Genomic DNA, 18,021 nt, shown 5'->3' with positions numbered 1-18,021 from the left:
AGTGATTAGATGGGGCGGATTCATGAACTAAGTGACATTTTAGCCGACCAGATTGCGGCTGGTGAAGTCGTCGAACGTCCAGCCTCAGTGGTCAAGGAGTTAGTCGAAAATGCCTTAGACGCTCATAGTAGTCAAATTGATATCTACGTTGAAGAAGCGGGCTTAAAGTCAATCCAGGTGATTGATAACGGCGAAGGAATTAGTCAAGCCGACGTCTTGATTGCCTTTCGCCGGCATGCTACCAGTAAAATTACCGACCGGGCCGACTTATTTAAGGTAAAAACCCTAGGCTTTCGGGGTGAGGCCTTGCCAAGTATTGCCTCAGTCAGTTACGTTAGTTTAGAAACGAGCACCCAAGCCGAAAGCGCTGGTTCGCTAGTGGAGATTAAGGGCGGCGAGTTAATCAAACAACAACCTAGCTCTGCTAGGACCGGGACGAAGATTACGGTGACGGACCTCTTCTTTAACACGCCCGCCCGGCTTAAATATTTAAGTTCGCGGGCCACGGAATTGGCCAACATTTCCGACATTGTTAACCGCTTAGCCTTAAGTCACACGGACGTGGCCTTTAGCCTGGTTAGCGATGGCAAAACCATCTTTAAAACTGCGGGCAACGGTAACTTGAAGCAGGCAGTGAGTGCCATTTACGGTTTAACCAGTGCCCGCCAAATGATTGAGTTTAGTGGGGCGGATGCTGACTTTGCCGTTAGTGGCTTAATTTCTTTACCGAAGTTAACCCGGGCGGCCCGGTCTTACATTAGCCTCTTGATTAACGGCCGCTACATTAAAAACTTTCGGATTAGTAAGGCGGTTGTAGCCGGTTATGGTTCCAAGTTAATGGTGGGCCGCTATCCGCTGGCGGTGGTTAATATCAAGTTAGACCCCCTTTTAGTCGATGTTAACGTCCACCCGACTAAGCAAGAAGTGCGGATTAGTAAGGAAGAACAGCTGGAATTTTTACTCACTAAGGCCGTCAGTCAAGCCTTAAGCCAGGAAAATTTAATCCCTAACGGCTTAGAAAACCTGGCAGGTAAAAAAGCTAAGCAGCAGCTGGATTTCAAGCAACTAGAGATTGGCTTAAATGAAACTAAGGGGGCCTATCAGTTTAAAAACCAACCCCCAGCCCTGCCTAAAAAGCCAGCCCTTAATAAAGAGGTTACCCAGGCTTTGCTAGGCCAAGGCCAGGAAAAAAGCAGCCCCAAAACGGCCGTTAAACTACCAGCGTTAATCATTACCGATAAGGCTCAGCTAAAGCAAGCCGCAGTAAAAAACTGGGACGAACGCTACCAACAACTAACCAAGCCGCCTAAGGACCAGCAGCTTGAAGAAGCGGAAGTGGCGCCAACTGAGGCGGCTGCAGCTGTTGACGAAGAAGCCAGTCCGGCCGAAACAGTGCGCTTTCCGAACCTGGTTTACATCGGGCAGTTTCATGGGACCTACCTTTTAGCCCAAAGTGACGATGGCTTGTATATTATCGATCAGCACGCCGCCCAGGAACGGCGCAATTATGAGTATTACCGCCAGGCAATCGTTAAGGTCGGACAGGCCCAACAGGAATTGCTAGTGCCCATTGTGTTGACCTACCCAACTAGCGAGAGTTTGAAGTTAAATCAACACTTAGACGACCTGCAAGCTTTAGGGGTCAAGTTAGAGGACTTCGGGCAAAATACTTACATCATCCGCTCCCACCCAGCCTGGTTTAAGGCGGGGCAAGAAGAAGCCACGATTCGGGAAATGATTGACTACCTGTTGACCGACCAAAAGCTAACTTTGGCGCAATTTAGGGAAAAAACGGCGATTATGATGAGTTGTAAGCGGGCCATTAAGGCTAACCAGCACCTAGATGATAGGCAGGCTAAGGAATTATTAGCTAAGTTAGCTGACTGTGAAAATCCCTTTAACTGCCCTCATGGTCGGCCAACGGTGGTTAAGCTTAGTCCCAAGGACTTAGAGCACATGTTTAAACGGATTCAAGATTCACACCAAAGTAAAAGAAAAGAGTGGTAGTATGTACGAATACATTAACGGAAAAATTACAGACGTTAGTCCTTACCACATTGTTGTAGAAAACAATGGGCTAGGTTATTTGGTTTACGTGGCCAACCCCTTTTCTTACCAAGTGGAAAGCCAACAAAAAGTCTACCTTTACCAAGCGGTGCGGGATAATGATATTTCCCTATATGGTTTTAAAAATAAGGTTGAAAAGCAACTATTTCTAAAACTCTTAAACGTATCGGGGATTGGGCCTAAGAGTGCCTTAGCTATTTTGGCTAGCGACGACCTAAGTGGCCTAGTTACTGCTATTAATAACGATGACGACGGCTACTTAGTCAAGTTCCCAGGGATTGGTAAGAAGACGGCTAAGCAAATTATCTTGGACCTCAAAGGGAAGTTGGCCGACCTAGGTAACTTAGACCAACTCCAAGGCCAACAAGGCTTGGCCCTTGACTTAGCGGCTGAAAATCAGTATGTCACTGAAAGCCTCGAAGCCCTGTTAGCTTTAGGCTACACTAAAACCGAGCTTAAAAAGCTTAAGCCTAAGCTGCTTGACTACCAAGCTAGCTCGACTGATGAATACCTCCGCTATGGTTTGAAACTATTAATGAGAAAGTAAGGTGACGCTATGGAACACGACGAACGCTTAATTAGCAGCGATGAGTTAGCGGCTGATTTCACAGACGACTTAACCTTGCGGCCTAAATTTTTAGATCAATACATCGGGCAAAGTCGGCTCAAACAAGAAATAGCCGTCTACATTCAAGCAGCCAAGAGTCGCCAGGAATCACTGGATCACGTCTTATTGTATGGCCCGCCGGGCTTAGGAAAAACCACCTTAGCCACCATTATCGCTAACGAAATGGGGGTTAACATCAAGACCACCACCGGGCCAGCGATTGAACGGCCAGGTGATCTAGTCGCCTTGCTGAATGATTTAGACGTGGGCGACGTCTTGTTTATTGACGAAATCCACCGCCTGCCTAAAAACGTCGAGGAAATCCTCTATTCGGCGATGGAAGATTACTTTATCGATATTATCGTGGGCCAGGATGCCACTGCGCACCCGGTACATTTTCCCTTGCCGCCTTTTACCCTAATCGGGGCTACGACTAAGGCTGGGATGCTTTCTGCGCCACTGCGGGCTCGCTTTGGGATTGTCGGCCACATGAATTACTATAGTGAAGCCGAATTAAGCCAGATTGTCCTTAGGTCGGCGGAGGTGTTCACGACTAATATAAATGAAGACGGGGCCCATGAGATTGCCCGCCGGTCACGAGGGACGCCGCGGATTGCCAACCGCCTCTTAAAACGGGTGCGCGACTTTGCCCAGGTGGCGGCTAAGGCGGAAATCGATAAGGAAATTGTTGATTACGCCCTCAACCTCCTGCGGGTTGATAGTAAAGGCCTAGACGAAACCGACCGCAAGCTACTGACAACCATGATTAAGCTCTATCACGGCGGCCCGGTTGGTTTGAATACGATTGCGGCTAACATCGGGGAAGAAACGGATACGATTGCCGATATGGTAGAACCCTACCTCTTACAGATTGGCTTTTTAAAGCGGACTCCGAGAGGCCGGGTGGTAACCAAGGCGGCCTATGACCACTTAGGCCTTGAAATGACTAATGATTAACTAAATAAAGAAGGTATTATTTTGACAAAACAAGCACACTTGACAACCGAAGACTTTGACTATGACTTACCCCAAGAATTGATTGCCCAAACCCCGCTAGAAAAACGGGACCACTCCCGGATGCTGGTTTTGGACTCAAAGACTGGGGAAATGAAGGATGATGTTTTTTATAACGTTATCGACCAGTTAAATCCTGGTGACGCCTTGGTGATGAACGATTCCCGGGTGATGCCAGCTAGAATTTATGGGATCAAACCCGATACTGGCGGCCACGTGGAAGTCTTACTCTTAAACAACACTAAGGGCGACGAATGGGAAACCTTGGTCAAGCCGGCTAAGCGGGCCAAGGTGGGGACTAAGCTTTCCTTTGGTGACGGCAAGTTGATGGCAACCGTAACTAAGGAATTAGAACACGGGGGCCGGCTGATTGAGTTTGAATACGACGGCATCTTTTTAGAAATTTTAGATCAATTAGGGGAAATGCCACTACCACCTTACATCAAGGAAAAGTTGGATGACCCTGAAATGTACCAAACAGTCTACTCCCGTGAAGTTGGGTCTGCGGCTGCACCAACGGCCGGCTTACACTTCACCAAGGAATTGTTAGCCAAAATTGAAGCTAAGGGGGTAAAACTAGTCTACTTGACTTTGCACGTAGGCCTGGGAACCTTTAGACCGGTTAGTGTCTCCAACGTCGAAGATCATAAGATGCACAGCGAATTTTACCGGCTAACTGAAGAGGCCGCCCAAACTTTAAACGAAGTGAGGGCAAATGGCGGCCGGATTGTCGCAGTCGGGACGACCTCAATTCGGACCCTGGAAACAATTGGTAGCAAGTTTAATGGTGAAATCAAGGCCGATAGTGGGTGGACGGACATCTTTATCTGGCCTGGCTATGACTGGAAGGTAGTGCAAGCCTTTATCACCAACTTCCACTTGCCTAAGTCAACTTTAGTCATGCTTGTGGCAGCCTTTACGGGCAGGGACACCATCCTTAATGCCTACAAGCATGCGGTAGCAGAAAAGTACCGCTTCTTTAGCTTCGGCGACGCGATGTTTATTAAGTAGAAAGGAATTTTTATGACGACACCAGCAGTTACTTACAACTTAATTAAAAAAGAAAAGCACACTGGCGCCCGCTTGGGACAAATCACGACCCCCCACGGAACCTTTGACACGCCAATGTTCATGCCGGTTGGGACCCAGGCTTCAGTTAAGGCGATGGCCCCAGAGGAACTAAAGGAAATGGGCGCCGGCGTAATTTTAGCCAACACCTACCACCTTTGGTTGCGGCCCGGGGAAGATTTGGTTGAAGAAGCCGGGGGCTTGCACCAGTTTATGAACTGGGACCAAGGAATTTTGACGGATTCCGGGGGCTTTCAAGTCTTTTCCTTAGCAGAGTTGCGCAATATTACCGAAGAGGGGGTTCACTTTAAAAACCACCTCAACGGTCAAAAGCTCTTCTTGTCTCCAGAAAAGGCGATTGCGATTGAAAATGCTCTTGGAGCCGACATCATGATGAGTTTTGACGAGTGCCCGCCTTTCTTTGAAAGCTATGACTACATTAAAAAGTCGATTGAAAGAACGAGCCGCTGGGCCGAACGGGGACTTCGGGCCCATAAAAATCCCCAAACTCAAGCCCTCTTTGGAATTGTTCAGGGGGGAGGACACAAGGCCTTGCGGGAACAAAGCGCCCGGGACCTGGTTTCCTTAGACTTCCCAGGTTATTCAATCGGAGGCTTGTCGGTGGGTGAATCCAAGGCGGAAATGAACCACGTCTTAGACTTCACCACCCCACTTCTGCCGGAAAATAAGCCCCGTTACCTAATGGGGGTCGGCTCACCTGATGCCTTAATTGATGGGGTAATCCGCGGGGTGGATATGTTTGACTGCGTATTGCCAACCCGGATTGCAAGAAACGGGACTTGCATGACCTCTAAGGGCCGCTTGGTGGTTAAAAATGCCAAGTACGCCCGGGACTTTAGGCCACTAGATGAAAAGTGTAACTGTTATGCCTGCAGGAACTACACGCGCGCCTACATCCGCCACCTGCTAAAGACGGATGAAATCTTTGGCTTGCGCTTGACTAGTTACCATAACCTTTACTTCCTCTTAGATTTGATGCGCAAGATTCGGGCGGCTATCAAGGAAGACCGCCTCTTAGATTTCCGGGCAGAATTCTTTGAAGAATACGGCCTCAACAAGGAAAACCGGAAAAATTTCTAAGCTTTACTTAAAGTTCCTAGTAATCACTTAGTTTTTTTGTTAAAGTATTAATTAGATTATATTAAGGAGTGACCGAAATGGTTTTAGGAGCAGGAATGGCTGGCTCATATTCAACAATTTTAATGTTTGTGGTCTTCATCGCCTTGATGTATTTCATGATGATTCGTCCACAAAAGAAACAACAAGAAAAGCGTCAAGAAATGATGAATGGTCTAAAGAAGGGTGACGAAGTCGTAACCATCGGTGGGTTACACGGGGTAATTGACGAAGTTAACCAAGCAGACAAGACCGTAACCCTTGATTGTGACGGGGTTTATTTAGTCTTTAACCTAGCCGCAGTCGGCCGGGTAGTTCCAGCTAAGAGCACTGCTGCTAAGGAAGAAACAGTGGTTGCAACGGACGCTGAAAAAACAGACGAACCAAAGGAAGATAAGTAAGGGGTGCGCCTCTTATTTGTGAGGTGAGGGCCAACGAGCACTCACCTTTTTTTATGAGGTAATTTATGGAACAAGACTTAATCAAAAGAGTTCAAGCCATTACTAATGGTGGAGAGCTTTACTACGATTATAATGAGGAGATTGATTTAGCCCGGGACTATTCTTTTAAGATTTGTCGCCAGTACAACGACTTAGTCCAACATCAAAATGAGTACCACTACGAACTACTAGCCGGCTTGTTTGCCCATCTAGGGAAAAATGTCAGGATTGAGGCAAACTTTTTGACCGAATTTGGTTTTAATTTGTCCGTTGGCGATAACGTCACCATTTTGCAAGACGTTTCTTTAATTGACTGCACTTTTGTGACGATTGGTAATAACGTCGTAATCGGCCCCCACTGTGGGATTTATACGGCTAACCACGCCGAAGACCCCAAGTTACGGGCCAATCACTACTGTTATGAACGGCCGATTGTTATCGAAGATGACGTCGTAATCGGTGGTGGGTCCGTTATCGCCCCGGGGGTTAAAATTGGCGCCGGCAGCATCGTGCAAGCTGGGAGTGTGGTGGTTAAGGATTTGCCCGCTAATAGCTTTTGTTTAGGCGATCCTTGTCAAGCAATCAGAAAGTTGAGGGAAGATTAATGACGGAAAGATGGCGCAAGTTCTTAGTGATAGGGGCGAGCTTATTTATTTTGCTTGCCGGCGGTTTTTTAGTGGTGCGGCAAGGCATCTGGCACGCTAATGCTAAAAAGTACCGCCAATCCCAGGTCCCGACCTTGTATCTGCATGGTTACGGGAGTAGCTATAAGGCGGAAGAAAGTCTGGTTAAGGCGGCCTTAAATAGTGGGGCTAGCAGTGGGGTAATTCGAGCTAACGTTAGCAAGAGTGGCAAGGTTAGCTTAAAGGGTAAATTTACGGCCAACGTCAATAACCCCTTAGTCGAGGTGAATTTTGCCGACAACAAAAACGGCGACTACCACCAAGATGGGGCCTACCTAAAGGCGGTGGTAGAAAAATTACAGGCCCGCTATCAAATTAAGCAGTTTAACGTGGTAGCCCACTCAATGGGCAACATGGCGGTTGCCTATTACCTCTTAGACAACGGCCAGAATAAAAAACTACCGCGTCTAAACAAGCAGGTGAGTCTAGCCGGCCACTACAACGGCATCTTAAATTATGACGCCCCTAAGGACGCTAGTTTAGGAAAAGACGGGGCGCCTAAAGAGCAAACCAATAGTTACCAAGCATTGTTGCCCCTTAAAAAGCGCTACCCGAAGCAAGTAGCCGTCTTAAATATTTATGGTGACCTAAATGACGGGAGTCACTCTGACGGCCGGGTGGCTAATGCTTCTTCTAAGTCCTTGGCCTACCTGGTAGCCGACCGAGCTGCTAGTTACCAGGAGCTAGTAATTAAGGGCAAGGGGGGGCAACACAGTCGGTTACATGAAAATCAGCGGGTGGCCCAGCGAATAGTCAACTTTTTATTTTTAAAAAGTTAACCTAATTAGATTAAAAAATAATAAGAATTTTGCTAATCAAAGTAAATTGCAAAAGCATTCACAAATTGTGGGTGCTTTTTTATTAGTTTAAATTTATCTTTAAATAAAAATCATCCCAAGAAATCAAAAGATTTAAATCTTGACCTAACCTTGGCTAAATCCCAAAAACGAATGATTTTTAAAGATAGTTTGATTAATAGACTAAATTTTTAGAAGTAATAAATAGCAGGGGCTTGCTAAAATAGGAAATGTTGACATCTTTTTTAGAATGTAATATTATTTGCCTATCGAATATTTTGATGTTCGAAATAAATTTGAATAAGTGAGGTGACAAGTGTGAGAGTAATGGATGCACAAGAAATCATGGACTTGATCCCTAACCGCTACCCAATTTGTTACATTGATTACGTGGATGAGATTAAGCCAGGCGAGAGTATTGTCGCAACAAAAAACGTGACGATTAACGAAAGTTATTTTGAAGGTCACTTTCCAGGTAATCCGGTCATGCCCGGGGTCTTAATCATCGAAACTTTGGCGCAAGCAGCGTCGATTTTGATTTTGAAGTCACCCGAATTTTTAGGGAAGACGGCCTACCTAGGATCGATTAAGAATGCGAAATTCCGGCAAATGGTCCGGCCCGGTGATGTTTTGAAACTTGAAATTAAAATGGTCAAGAAACGGGCTAACATGGGCATCGTCGAAACCGCAGCACTTGTTGATGGTAAGAAAGCTTGTACGGCGGAATTGATGTTTATAGTCGAGGAGCGCACCGAAAAAATTTAGGACGAAAGACTTATTTCTTGTTATAATTTTGATGTTCAAACTATTCGGTTAACTAGGATAAGGCGGTAGATAGAATGAATGAAAGAGATAAAGCTATCAATGACTCACTAGTAAGAATATATAGTGGCATCATGTGGATTGAAGAAAACGAATTACGCAAGAGTAAGTTTAACGACTTAACCATGCGGGAAATGCACGCAATTCATGCTATTTCGATGTATGACCATAAGTCAGCGTCTGAAGTGGCCAAGGAATTGCACCTAACTCCAGGGACCTTGACTGCGATGGTTGATCGCCTTGTGCGGAAGGGATATGTTAAGCGCCTAAGGTCTGAGGATGATCGGCGGGTGATTAGGTTGGGGTTAACCAAGAAGGGCCGGGTTATCTACCGGGCTCACGAGGCATTCCATAATATGATGGTGAGAAGTTTCCTAAAAGATCTAGATGCTACAGAGATTAAGACGATTGAAAAAGCTCTGTGGAATTTAGAACAGTTCTTACGTGAACATTCTTAATTTCGAGGAGATCAGGAAGTTTGGAAAAGGTTAAAATAATACAAACCGCCCACTATGTCCCCGACTTGGTTGTTAGTAATGATGATTTAAGTCAAATCATGACAACTTCCGATGAGTGGATTAGTAAGCGGACCGGGATTAAGCGTCGGCACGTGAGTCTTGGCGAAAACACCTCGGACTTATGTACTAAGGTTGCGAGCGATTTGCTAGCCCAAAGCGGTTGGCAGGCTAGTCAATTAGACTTAATCATTGTAGCGACCATGTCACCGGATGCTTATACCCCTGCGACCGCCGCAATTGTTCAAGGCAATATTGAAGCAACAAATGCCTTTGCCTTTGACTTAGCAGCCGCTTGTTCAGGTTTTGCCTACGCCTTTGAGGTTGCCAGCCAGTTTATCACAACTGGCCGAGCTAAAAAGGTGATGGTCCTTGGAGGAGAAGTCTTATCCAAGGTGGTTGACTGGCAAGACCGGACGACGGCCGTCTTGTTCGGGGACGGGGCCGCCGGGGTCTTGCTAACTGAAAGTGACGACCAAACGGCCATCCTCGCTTCGGACTTACAAACCTTTGGAAGCGAGGCTGCTAAGTTAAGCGCGGGCTTAAACCAGCCGCTAACAAGCTTTGGTGACTTTAAACCTAAGCAAATCTCGGCCTTTGCGATGGACGGACATGCGGTTTATAACTTTGCTACCAGGGAGGTGCCGGCCTCTTTGAAGCGGGCTTGCCACCAAGCTGGCCTTGAGTTAGCAGAGGTTGACCACTTTATTTTGCACCAGGCTAACGAGCGCATCATCAAGGCAATTGCCAAGCGCTTGAAACTGCCCCTCAGCAAGTTTGCGGTCAATATCAGCGAGTATGGCAACACCTCTGCGGCAAGCGAACCAATCTTGTTAGATGAATTAGTGAAACAAAACAAAGTAAAACGCGGCCAAATTATTGCCCTAAGTGGTTTTGGGGGCGGGTTGACCGTGGGAACACAAATTATTAGATACTAAACTTAAGTGAATTTAAAGGAGCAAATTAATTATGACTGAAGCAGAAATTTTTGACAAAGTAAAAGAAATCGTAGTGGATCAATTAGATGTAGACGAAGCAGATGTAACATTAGCTGCCGACATCAAAGAAGATTTAGACGCTGACTCATTAGATGTTTTTGAAATCATGAACGAATTAGAAGATGACCTTGACATCAAGCTTGAAGCAGACGAAAACGTTAAGACCATCCAAGACGTGGTTAACTACGTTAAAAAAGAAGTCGACGCAAAATAAGTTAGGGTGTGACCTTGAATGGAAAAATTAGTCTTATTATTTTCTGGACAGGGTGCGCAGTATAGTGAAATGGGGCTGGACTTGTATCAAACCGATTCCTTGTTTAAGGAAAAAATTGACCAAGCCAGTCAGGCCAGTGGCTTAAACCTTGTCGAAATCTTGGCAAATAAAGCCGGCCAACTAGAAAAAACGGCCTACGTCCAACCAGCCTTAGTGGCGGTCAGTTTGGGAATCTACGCTATGTTAGCCCGTGATTTTGACTTAGACATTAGGGGGATGGTTGGCTTATCCTTGGGTGAATACGGGGCCTTAATGGCTAGTGGTGCCTTGGATTTTGAAGCCGGCATGGCGCTATTAAAAGATCGGGGTGCTTACATGCAAGCCGATGCGGATGCTAACGAAAGTATGCTAGCAGCCGTTTTAGGCCCCGATGTTGCCCAGGTAGAGGCAGTCTGCCGAGCAATAAGCACGGCAGCTAATCCGGTTGGAATCGCCAATTACAACTCGCCTAAGCAAGTCGTAATCGGGGGCAGTCCCCAGGCGGTTTTAAAGGCAAGTGAAGAATTAACAACAGCTGGTGCGGCCAAAAAAGTAGTGCCGTTGAAGGTAAGCGGGGCGTTTCATACCCCGCTTTTTAAAAATAGTAGCCACAAACTAGCCGCACGTCTAGAGGCGGTTACCTTTAAAGAACCAGCGGTAACGGTGGTAAGTAACACCTTAGGCCAACCATTCACAAAAGCTAACCTAGCAGAAACTTTAAGTAAGCAGGTGTGCCTACCAACTCACTTTGCAGATTGTGTCAAGTATTTATTAGCAACTAAGGAAGTTTCCGGGGTCCTAGAAATTGGCCCGGGAGAAACCTTAAGTAAATTTGTTAAGCAAATTGACCGAAAGTTGGCCCGCTATCATATTGAAGATTTAGCGACTTACCAAGCTTTCGGGGAAAAACTAAGAGGTAATTAAAGTGGATTTAAAAGAAAAAGTCGTATTTATCTCCGGTTCTTCAAGGGGGATTGGCCAAGCGATTGCGCAAGCCTTTGCCAAAGCCGGTAGTAATGTGATTTTGAATGCGAGAACAGCAGTTAAGCCAGAACTAGTTGCCCAGATTGAAAGCTACGGGGTGGAAGCTGCGGTGGTCTTGGGGGACATTTCCCAAGCTAGTGACGTAAAACGAATGGTTAAGGAAGCTTATGCAGCCTTTGGTCAAATTGATATTTTGGTTAATAATGCCGGTATCACCAACGATAAGCTGCTGATTGGCATGAAGGAAGCAGACTTTGCCAGCGTAATTGACGTCAACTTAAAGGGAACCTTCTTGATGAGTCAAGCTTTCCTAAAGAAGATGTATAAACAAAAAGCCGGGGTCATCATTAACCTTGCCAGTGTCATCGGCTTGCATGGTAACGTTGGCCAGGCTAATTACGCCGCAAGTAAGGCCGGGGTTATCGGTTTAACCAAGAGCCTCGCTAAGGAAGGGGCTTTGCGCAATATTCGCGCTAACGCCATCGCTCCTGGCATGATTGTCAGTGACATGACGGCCGTCTTAAGTGATAAGGTCAAAGCAGATATCATGACTGAAATTCCCCTTAAACGGTTTGGTCAGGCTGATGAAGTCGCCCAAACGGCGGTCTTCTTGGCGCAAAACGATTATATTACCGGCCAGGTAATAACTGTTGATGGTGGAATGACAATCTAGGAGTGATTAAGATGACAAGAGTAGTAATTACAGGGATGGGCACAGTTAGTCCGATTGGTAATGATACCGCCAGCTTTGTAGAAAATTTAATGGCAGGTAAACTAGGAATTACTGAGATTACTAAGTTTGATGCGAGCGCAACTGGAATTAGTGTTGCCGGCGAGGTTAAGGATTTTGATCCTAAGTTACGCTTGGGTAAAAAGGCGGCTAAGCGGATGGACCTCTACTCCCAATACGCTGTCCACACTGCCCTCGAAGCCTTAGAACAAGCAGGTATTAATGAAGAAAATACCGACCCTTATGACATGGGAGTGATTATCGGTTCCGGGATTGGGGGTTTAACCACCATCCAAGAACAAGTAATCAAGATGCACGAAAAGGGCCCTAAGCGGGTTTCACCTATGTTTGTCCCTACGGCTATCGCCAACATGGCCGCCGGTAACGTTGCGATTTTTGCCAACGCTAAAAATATCTGTACGGCTGTCGTGACTGCTTGTGCTTCCGCAACCAACGCGATTGGGGAAGCCTACCGCCAAATTAAGGAAGGGCGGGCGCAAGTGATGTTAACCGGGGGGGCAGAAGCCTCTGTGAATGAAATTGGGATTGCGGGTTTTGCAGCCTTAACCGCCTTATCAACGCAAACTGACCCTAAACTGGCTTCATTACCATTTGACAAGGACCGGTCCGGGTTTGTCTTGGGTGAAGGAGCTGCCACCTTAGTGCTTGAAAGTGAAGAACACGCTAAAAAGCGGGGGGCTAAGATTTTAGGAGAAGTTGTTGGCTACGGGGCAACCTGTGATGCCTACCACATCACCTCCCCAGACCCATCAGGTGAAGGGGCTGCCCGGGCAATGCAGGCTGCCATTGCTGAAGCCGGCATTAAGCCTGACCAGGTCGGCTATATTAACGCCCACGGAACTGCTACCCATGCCAACGATGAAGGCGAAGCTAAGGCGATTAACCTCGTCTTTGGCAAGGACAGCAAGGTACTAGTCAGTTCAACCAAGTCAATGACGGGTCACCTTTTAGGGGCAGCCGGTGCAATCGAAGCCGTTGCCACCGTAGCTGCTTTACAAATGGGTAAGTTACCAGCTAATATTGGATTAGCTAACCAAGATGAAAAGTGCCAAGTTAACCTGGTAACGCAAAACGCACAAGCCGCCGAGATTGAATATGCCATCAGTAATTCATTAGGATTTGGTGGTCATAACGCGGTTGTTGCATTTAAAAAGTGGAGTGAGTAAATTGGATTTTAAAGAAATCAAGGAATTAATGGCCGAATTTAATGAGTCGCCGATGCGGGAACTAGAAATTGAAACCGATGGCTTTCATATTCATTTAAGTAAGAATGAAAACACGTTTAAGCCCCAGGTTGTAACAACTTCTTCGCTACCAGCTCCTCAAGCTGAAACGCCAAGTCCAAGTTCAAAGGTTGAGGAAGCTAGCGAGCAAGCTCAGGCAGCTAGCTACATCAAGGCGCCAATGGTAGGAAGTATTTACCTCCAACCAGCTCCCGATAAAGAAGCCTATGTTTCAGTTGGAACTAAGGTGCATAAAGGCGACGTGGTTTGCATCATCGAGGCTATGAAGATGATGACCGAAATTAAGTCAGAAGTCGATGGCATTATTACTAAGGTATTAGTAACTAATGAGGAGTTGGTTGAATTTGATCAACCACTCTTTGAAGTTCAGGAAGGTTAAGGTAAGATGGTTTTAGACGTAACAGAAATTCAAAAGATCATTCCCCACAGGTACCCCATGCTCTTAATTGACCGGGTAGAGGAATTAGAAGCAGGTAAGCGGGCGGTCGCAATTAGAAACGTTACCGCCCATGAACAGGTCTTTAACGGCCACTTTCCAGGTAACCCCGTCTTACCTGGGGTGTTGATTGTGGAAGCGATGGCCCAAACGGGAGCCGTAGCCCTCTTATCAATGGATGAGTTTAAAGGCAAGACGGCTTACTTTGGGGGCATTAAAGAAGCAAAGTTTAGAAAGGTTGTCCGCCCAGGCGATACTTTAAGAATTGAAGTGACCTTAGAAAAGATTCGCAACAATGTCGGTTTGGGTAAAGCGATTGCCACGGTTGCTGGCAAAAAGGCATGCACAGCCGAATTAACCTTTATGATTGGCTAGATAGGTGGTAAGAAATGTTTTCAAAAGTTTTAGTTGCTAACCGCGGGGAAATAGCGGTTCGGATTATCCGTTCTTTAAAAGAATTAGGTATCAAGTCAGTTGCTATCTATTCGACGGCCGACCGTGAAAGCTTGCACGTTCAGTTGGCAGATGAAGCGGTCTGTGTTGGGACGGCCCGACCACAGGATTCATATTTAAATATGCAAAATATCCTGGCTGCAGCTGTTGGAACTGGGGCAGAAGCAATCCATCCCGGTTTTGGCTTCTTGTCTGAAAACAGCCGCTTTGTGGAAATGTGTGAAGCTTGTGGCTTGACCTTTATCGGGCCTAAGTCACAAACCATTGAATTAATGGGGAATAAGGCCAACGCCCGGATGCAAATGCAGGCAAGTAACGTTCCGGTTATCCCCGGTAGTGACGGCTTTATCTCAGATGTAACTGAGGCTAAGGCGGTAGCTAAAAAAGTTGGCTACCCGGTGTTGTTAAAGGCTGCTGCCGGTGGTGGCGGTAAGGGGATTAGACGTGTTAACGATGAAGATGAGTTAACAACGGCCTTTGAAGAGGCACGCCGGGAGGCTCAAAACGGTTTTGGTGATAACCGGATGTACTTGGAAAAAATCATGGAAAATGTTAAACACATTGAGGTGCAGATTTTCCGTGACCAGGCCGGCCATACGGTATATTTCCCAGAACGGGATTGTTCCGTTCAAAGAAGTAAACAAAAGATGATTGAAGAAAGTCCCTGCTCGGCAATTACACCCGCGCAAAGAAAAGAACTGGGCCAAATTGCCGTGCGGGCTGCTAACGCGATTGATTACCTAAATACAGGGACCATCGAATTTTTAATGGATAGCGAGCATCATTTCTATTTCATGGAAATGAATACCCGCATTCAAGTTGAACATACGGTAACAGAAATGGTTACGGGAATTGATTTGGTTAAAGCCCAGGTGAAGGTGGCCTCTGGTGAGGATTTACCTTTCAAGCAAGCAGATATCAAGGCGAATGGCTATGCAATCGAATGTCGGATTAACGCTGAAGATCCGGCCAAAAATTTCATGCCCTCTGTCGGTAAGGTCAAGTACCTCTACTTCCCCGTTGGCAACCTAGGGATGCGGATTGACTCTGACTTGTACTCAGGGCTAGTAATTCCGCCTTACTATGACTCAATGATTGCCAAGGTGATTGCTTTAGGACACGACCGGCACGAGGCAATCGAAAAGGTTAAGCGCCTTTTAAACGAGATGGTAATTTTAGGGATTACGACCAACCAAGCCATTCACCTAGACATACTCCAGGCACCAACTTTCTTAAAAGACCAGGTAACCACCGATTATCTGGAGAGAGAGTTTTTGCCTAAGTGGAAGGAAGGGTTAGATAGTGCAACTGTTTGATGAATTAAAGACCTTAGGCCATAAACACGTTAAGGCCAACAAGGCGGCCCAACAAAAGGTTCCGACCGGCTTGTGGATTTCTTGTCCTAAGTGTCACCAATCCTTTTATCATAAAGACTTGGGGCGCTACCAAGCCTGTCCTTCTTGCCAGTATGGCTTTCGAATTACCGCCCGGGAACGGTTGGAGTGGCTGGTGGATGATTTCACTGAATTAGATGACCAGCTGCAAACTAAAGATCCCTTGGACTTTCCTGGCTACCAAGCAAAGTTAGCCAAGGCCCAGGCCAAAACCAAACTAAACGATTCGGTCTTGACCGGGCTAGCTAAAATTGGCCAGACTAGCTTTGCTTTAGGAATTATGGACCCACAATTTATCATGGGGTCTTTGGGAACGATTACCGGTGAAAAAATTACCCGCCTCTTTGAAGAAGCTACCAGGAAAAACTTGGCGGTGGTCTTATTTACCGCTTCGGGTGGGGCCAGGATGCAGGAAGGGATTTTCTCTTTAATGCAGATGGCTAAGGTGTCACAGGCAGTCAAAAACCATGCCAACGCTGGTTTATTTTACCTAACGGTCTTAACCGACCCAACTACCGGGGGGGTAACTGCTAGTTTTGCCATGCAAGGTGACATTATCTTGGCAGAACCCCACGCCCTAGTGGGCTTTGCCGGTAAACGGGTGATTGAACAAACCATTCACCAGCGGGTCCCAGAAGACCTACAGGCTGCAGAAACGGTCCTAAAAGAAGGCTTTGTAGACGCAATTGTGCCTAGGGCTAAGCAAAAAGAGACGATTGCCTTTTTATTAGCCACCAACCAAAAAGGGGGGCTAACTAATGGTTAGTTTATTTGAACGCAAGCAAAAGGTAGCTAAGAGTGCGGCCGAAGTTGTTAAGGCCGCCCGGTCTGAAGATAAGATTACTGCGCCTGAGTTAATCAAGGGGATTTTTGATGATTTCTTTGAACTGCATGGCGACCGGACCGGGGCAGATGATCCGGCCATCATTGGCGGTATCGGCTACCTTGGCAACCAGGCGGTAACGGTAATTGCGATTGATAAGGGCAAAACGCCTGAAGAACGGATTGCCAAACACTTTGGGGGACCGACTCCGAATGGCTATCGCAAGGCCTTACGTTTGATGAAGCAAGCCGAAAAATTCAAGCGGCCGGTGATTACCTTAATTAACACCGCAGGGGCCTATCCGGGCCGGACTGCCGAAGAAGGCGGTCAGGGGCAAGCGATTGCCCAAAACCTGTTAGCAATGAGTGACTTAAAAGTTCCGATTATTGCCGTGATTTTTGGTGAAGGCGGTAGCGGGGGGGCCTTAGCACTAGCGTTAGCTGATAAGGTTTATATGCTGGAAAACAGCATGTATACCGTCCTTTCTCCGGAAGGCTTTGCTTCCATTTTGTGGAAGGATAGTCGGCGGGCTGATGAGGCTGCTGAGGTCATGCAAGTGACCCCGAAATCCTTATTGAAACAAGGGGTAATTGAAGGGATTATTGAGGAACCAAGTTCTCACAAAAAAGTAATTAAAAATGTTGCCCGGGTATTAACAACTCAACTAGAACCGCTACTGGCCCTAAGTTGTCGGGAATTAATTGCCAGACGGCAAGCACGTTTTAGGAAATTTTAAGGAGGAAATCACATGGGTGATTTGTTAACTGGAAAAAAGATTTTAGTCATGGGCGCTGCTAACAAGCGCTCAATTGCATGGGGCTGTGCGCAAATGATGATGGAACAAGGAGCGCAGCTGATTTTCACTTACCAAAATGAACGCTTAAAGAAGAGCTTACATAAATTGGTGGCAGATGAAAATGCCTTAATCGAGTGTGATGTCGCTTCTGATGAGAGTTTACAAACAGCTTTTGCAACAATTAAAGACCGGTTTGGGAAAGTAGACGGAATTGTACATGCGATTGCCTTTGCCCCTAAGGACGCCTTGGGTGGCGACATTATGAATGCTAGTCGGCAAGACTTTGCGATTGCCCAAGATATTTCTGCTTACTCGTTACTAGCAGTTGCTAAGTACGGGCAGGCAATCTTGAATAACCCTGCAAGTATTGTAACCTTGACTTATTTTGGGTCAGAACGGGCCGTACCAAACTATAACGTGATGGGGGTAGCCAAAGCTTCTCTGGAAGCTGCTGTTCGCTACCTGGCTAGAGATATGGCTAAGTACGGGGTCCGGGTTAACGCAATCTCTGCCGGTGCGGTTAAGACTTTAGCGGTAACAGGAATTAAGGGGCACTCAGAACTTTTAGAAATGTCTGAGGAACGGACTGTTGACGGTCAGTCAGTGACGACTAGAGAAATCGGGGGAACTTGTGCTTTCTTGATGTCAGACTTGGCTACCGGTGTAGTCGGCGATACCATTTATGTTGATAAGGGTGTTCACCTAGTTTAAAGAAAACATTAAAGTGGGGTCAAACGGG

At 46.5% G+C, this 18,021-nt stretch carries 21 protein-coding genes; all 21 read left to right on the top strand.

Annotated features, from left to right (window positions below; all coding sequences use genetic code 11):
* The first annotated feature begins 9 nt into the window (after positions 1–9).
* Positions 10–2,007, top strand: coding sequence for a DNA mismatch repair endonuclease MutL (gene mutL / locus N4597_RS07700; RefSeq protein ID WP_260903262.1), 1,998 nt, complete (start codon positions 10–12; stop codon positions 2,005–2,007).
* A gap of 1 nt (position 2,008) precedes the next feature.
* The gene (gene ruvA / locus N4597_RS07695) at positions 2,009–2,614 is read left to right on the top strand and encodes a Holliday junction branch migration protein RuvA (RefSeq protein ID WP_050611141.1); all 606 of its coding nucleotides are present in this window, start codon (positions 2,009–2,011) and stop codon (positions 2,612–2,614) included.
* Between the two features lie 9 nt (positions 2,615–2,623).
* Positions 2,624–3,631, top strand: a complete 1,008-nt coding sequence (gene ruvB / locus N4597_RS07690; protein ID WP_056977063.1) for a Holliday junction branch migration DNA helicase RuvB — start codon at positions 2,624–2,626, stop codon at positions 3,629–3,631.
* A 39-nt stretch (positions 3,632–3,670) separates the two neighbouring features.
* Positions 3,671–4,699 (top strand): tRNA preQ1(34) S-adenosylmethionine ribosyltransferase-isomerase QueA, encoded by a 1,029-nt coding sequence (queA, locus tag N4597_RS07685; protein ID WP_390892661.1) that lies wholly within the window; start codon positions 3,671–3,673, stop codon positions 4,697–4,699.
* Positions 4,700–4,711: 12 nt separating this feature from the next.
* Positions 4,712–5,857 (top strand): tRNA guanosine(34) transglycosylase Tgt, encoded by a 1,146-nt coding sequence (tgt, locus tag N4597_RS07680; protein WP_101812221.1) that lies wholly within the window; start codon positions 4,712–4,714, stop codon positions 5,855–5,857.
* Positions 5,858–5,934: 77 nt separating this feature from the next.
* Positions 5,935–6,294: a preprotein translocase subunit YajC gene (yajC, locus tag N4597_RS07675; RefSeq protein ID WP_371864310.1), complete on the top strand. Its 360-nt coding sequence runs from the start codon at positions 5,935–5,937 to the stop codon at positions 6,292–6,294.
* A 65-nt stretch (positions 6,295–6,359) separates the two neighbouring features.
* Complete coding sequence (locus N4597_RS07670; protein ID WP_172576608.1) at positions 6,360–6,938, top strand: sugar O-acetyltransferase; 579 nt, start codon at positions 6,360–6,362, stop codon at positions 6,936–6,938.
* Positions 6,938–7,795 (top strand): alpha/beta hydrolase, encoded by an 858-nt coding sequence (locus tag N4597_RS07665; protein ID WP_260903252.1) that lies wholly within the window; start codon positions 6,938–6,940, stop codon positions 7,793–7,795. The genes N4597_RS07670 and N4597_RS07665 overlap by 1 nt, the downstream gene beginning before the upstream one ends.
* A 336-nt stretch (positions 7,796–8,131) precedes the next feature.
* Entirely contained in the window at positions 8,132–8,578 is a 447-nt protein-coding gene (fabZ, locus tag N4597_RS07660; protein ID WP_260903250.1) for a 3-hydroxyacyl-ACP dehydratase FabZ, read from the top strand.
* Positions 8,579–8,652: 74 nt separating this feature from the next.
* Entirely contained in the window at positions 8,653–9,093 is a 441-nt protein-coding gene (locus tag N4597_RS07655; RefSeq protein WP_050611134.1) for a MarR family winged helix-turn-helix transcriptional regulator, read from the top strand.
* A gap of 20 nt (positions 9,094–9,113) precedes the next feature.
* A complete protein-coding gene (locus tag N4597_RS07650; protein WP_260903248.1) occupies positions 9,114–10,088 on the top strand; it encodes a beta-ketoacyl-ACP synthase III in 975 nt (324 codons plus the stop codon).
* Positions 10,089–10,119: 31 nt separating this feature from the next.
* On the top strand, positions 10,120–10,362 hold the full coding sequence (locus tag N4597_RS07645) for an acyl carrier protein (RefSeq protein ID WP_050611132.1): 243 nt from the start codon (positions 10,120–10,122) through the stop codon (positions 10,360–10,362).
* 18 nt (positions 10,363–10,380) lie between these two features.
* Entirely contained in the window at positions 10,381–11,325 is a 945-nt protein-coding gene (locus N4597_RS07640; RefSeq protein WP_260903245.1) for an ACP S-malonyltransferase, read from the top strand.
* Between the two features lies 1 nt (position 11,326).
* A complete protein-coding gene (gene fabG, locus N4597_RS07635; RefSeq protein ID WP_260903243.1) occupies positions 11,327–12,058 on the top strand; it encodes a 3-oxoacyl-[acyl-carrier-protein] reductase in 732 nt (243 codons plus the stop codon).
* Positions 12,059–12,069: 11 nt separating this feature from the next.
* Positions 12,070–13,302 (top strand): beta-ketoacyl-ACP synthase II, encoded by a 1,233-nt coding sequence (fabF, locus tag N4597_RS07630; RefSeq protein ID WP_050611239.1) that lies wholly within the window; start codon positions 12,070–12,072, stop codon positions 13,300–13,302.
* A 1-nt stretch (position 13,303) separates the two neighbouring features.
* Positions 13,304–13,759, top strand: a complete 456-nt coding sequence (gene accB / locus N4597_RS07625; protein WP_167588968.1) for an acetyl-CoA carboxylase biotin carboxyl carrier protein — start codon at positions 13,304–13,306, stop codon at positions 13,757–13,759.
* 6 nt (positions 13,760–13,765) lie between these two features.
* Complete coding sequence (gene fabZ / locus N4597_RS07620) at positions 13,766–14,191, top strand: 3-hydroxyacyl-ACP dehydratase FabZ (protein ID WP_050611128.1); 426 nt, start codon at positions 13,766–13,768, stop codon at positions 14,189–14,191.
* 14 nt (positions 14,192–14,205) lie between these two features.
* Positions 14,206–15,585, top strand: a complete 1,380-nt coding sequence (gene accC / locus N4597_RS07615) for an acetyl-CoA carboxylase biotin carboxylase subunit (RefSeq protein ID WP_056977072.1) — start codon at positions 14,206–14,208, stop codon at positions 15,583–15,585.
* A complete protein-coding gene (gene accD, locus N4597_RS07610; RefSeq protein ID WP_056977073.1) occupies positions 15,572–16,429 on the top strand; it encodes an acetyl-CoA carboxylase, carboxyltransferase subunit beta in 858 nt (285 codons plus the stop codon). The genes accC and accD overlap by 14 nt, the downstream gene beginning before the upstream one ends.
* Complete coding sequence (gene accA, locus N4597_RS07605; protein ID WP_089143834.1) at positions 16,422–17,222, top strand: acetyl-CoA carboxylase carboxyltransferase subunit alpha; 801 nt, start codon at positions 16,422–16,424, stop codon at positions 17,220–17,222. The genes accD and accA overlap by 8 nt, the downstream gene beginning before the upstream one ends.
* Positions 17,223–17,234: 12 nt before the next feature.
* Entirely contained in the window at positions 17,235–17,993 is a 759-nt protein-coding gene (fabI, locus tag N4597_RS07600; RefSeq protein ID WP_050611124.1) for an enoyl-ACP reductase FabI, read from the top strand.
* Positions 17,994–18,021: the final 28 nt, after the last annotated feature.

The sequence above is a fragment of the Ligilactobacillus agilis genome, from assembly GCF_025311475.1.
GTDB classification, from domain to species: Bacteria; Bacillota; Bacilli; order Lactobacillales; family Lactobacillaceae; genus Ligilactobacillus; species Ligilactobacillus agilis.
The sequence above is the reverse complement of the archived record's forward strand: the minus strand, read 5'-3'. Positions and strand labels throughout refer to the sequence as shown.

Bases quoted from the DNA above. Each gene is read 5' to 3' on its own strand.
- mutL (WP_260903262.1), top strand. From the start codon at position 10: ATGGGGCGGATTCATGAACTAAGTGACATTTTAGCCGACCAGATTGCG.
- ruvA (WP_050611141.1), top strand. From the start codon at position 2,009: ATGTACGAATACATTAACGGAAAAATTACAGACGTTAGTCCTTACCAC.
- ruvB (WP_056977063.1), top strand. From the start codon at position 2,624: ATGGAACACGACGAACGCTTAATTAGCAGCGATGAGTTAGCGGCTGAT.
- tgt (WP_101812221.1), top strand. From the start codon at position 4,712: ATGACGACACCAGCAGTTACTTACAACTTAATTAAAAAAGAAAAGCAC.
- yajC (WP_371864310.1), top strand. From the start codon at position 5,935: ATGGTTTTAGGAGCAGGAATGGCTGGCTCATATTCAACAATTTTAATG.
- N4597_RS07670 (WP_172576608.1), top strand. From the start codon at position 6,360: ATGGAACAAGACTTAATCAAAAGAGTTCAAGCCATTACTAATGGTGGA.
- N4597_RS07665 (WP_260903252.1), top strand. From the start codon at position 6,938: ATGACGGAAAGATGGCGCAAGTTCTTAGTGATAGGGGCGAGCTTATTT.
- N4597_RS07655 (WP_050611134.1), top strand. From the start codon at position 8,653: ATGAATGAAAGAGATAAAGCTATCAATGACTCACTAGTAAGAATATAT.
- N4597_RS07645 (WP_050611132.1), top strand. From the start codon at position 10,120: ATGACTGAAGCAGAAATTTTTGACAAAGTAAAAGAAATCGTAGTGGAT.
- N4597_RS07640 (WP_260903245.1), top strand. From the start codon at position 10,381: ATGGAAAAATTAGTCTTATTATTTTCTGGACAGGGTGCGCAGTATAGT.
- fabF (WP_050611239.1), top strand. From the start codon at position 12,070: ATGACAAGAGTAGTAATTACAGGGATGGGCACAGTTAGTCCGATTGGT.
- fabZ (WP_050611128.1), top strand. From the start codon at position 13,766: ATGGTTTTAGACGTAACAGAAATTCAAAAGATCATTCCCCACAGGTAC.
- accC (WP_056977072.1), top strand. From the start codon at position 14,206: ATGTTTTCAAAAGTTTTAGTTGCTAACCGCGGGGAAATAGCGGTTCGG.
- accA (WP_089143834.1), top strand. From the start codon at position 16,422: ATGGTTAGTTTATTTGAACGCAAGCAAAAGGTAGCTAAGAGTGCGGCC.
- fabI (WP_050611124.1), top strand. From the start codon at position 17,235: ATGGGTGATTTGTTAACTGGAAAAAAGATTTTAGTCATGGGCGCTGCT.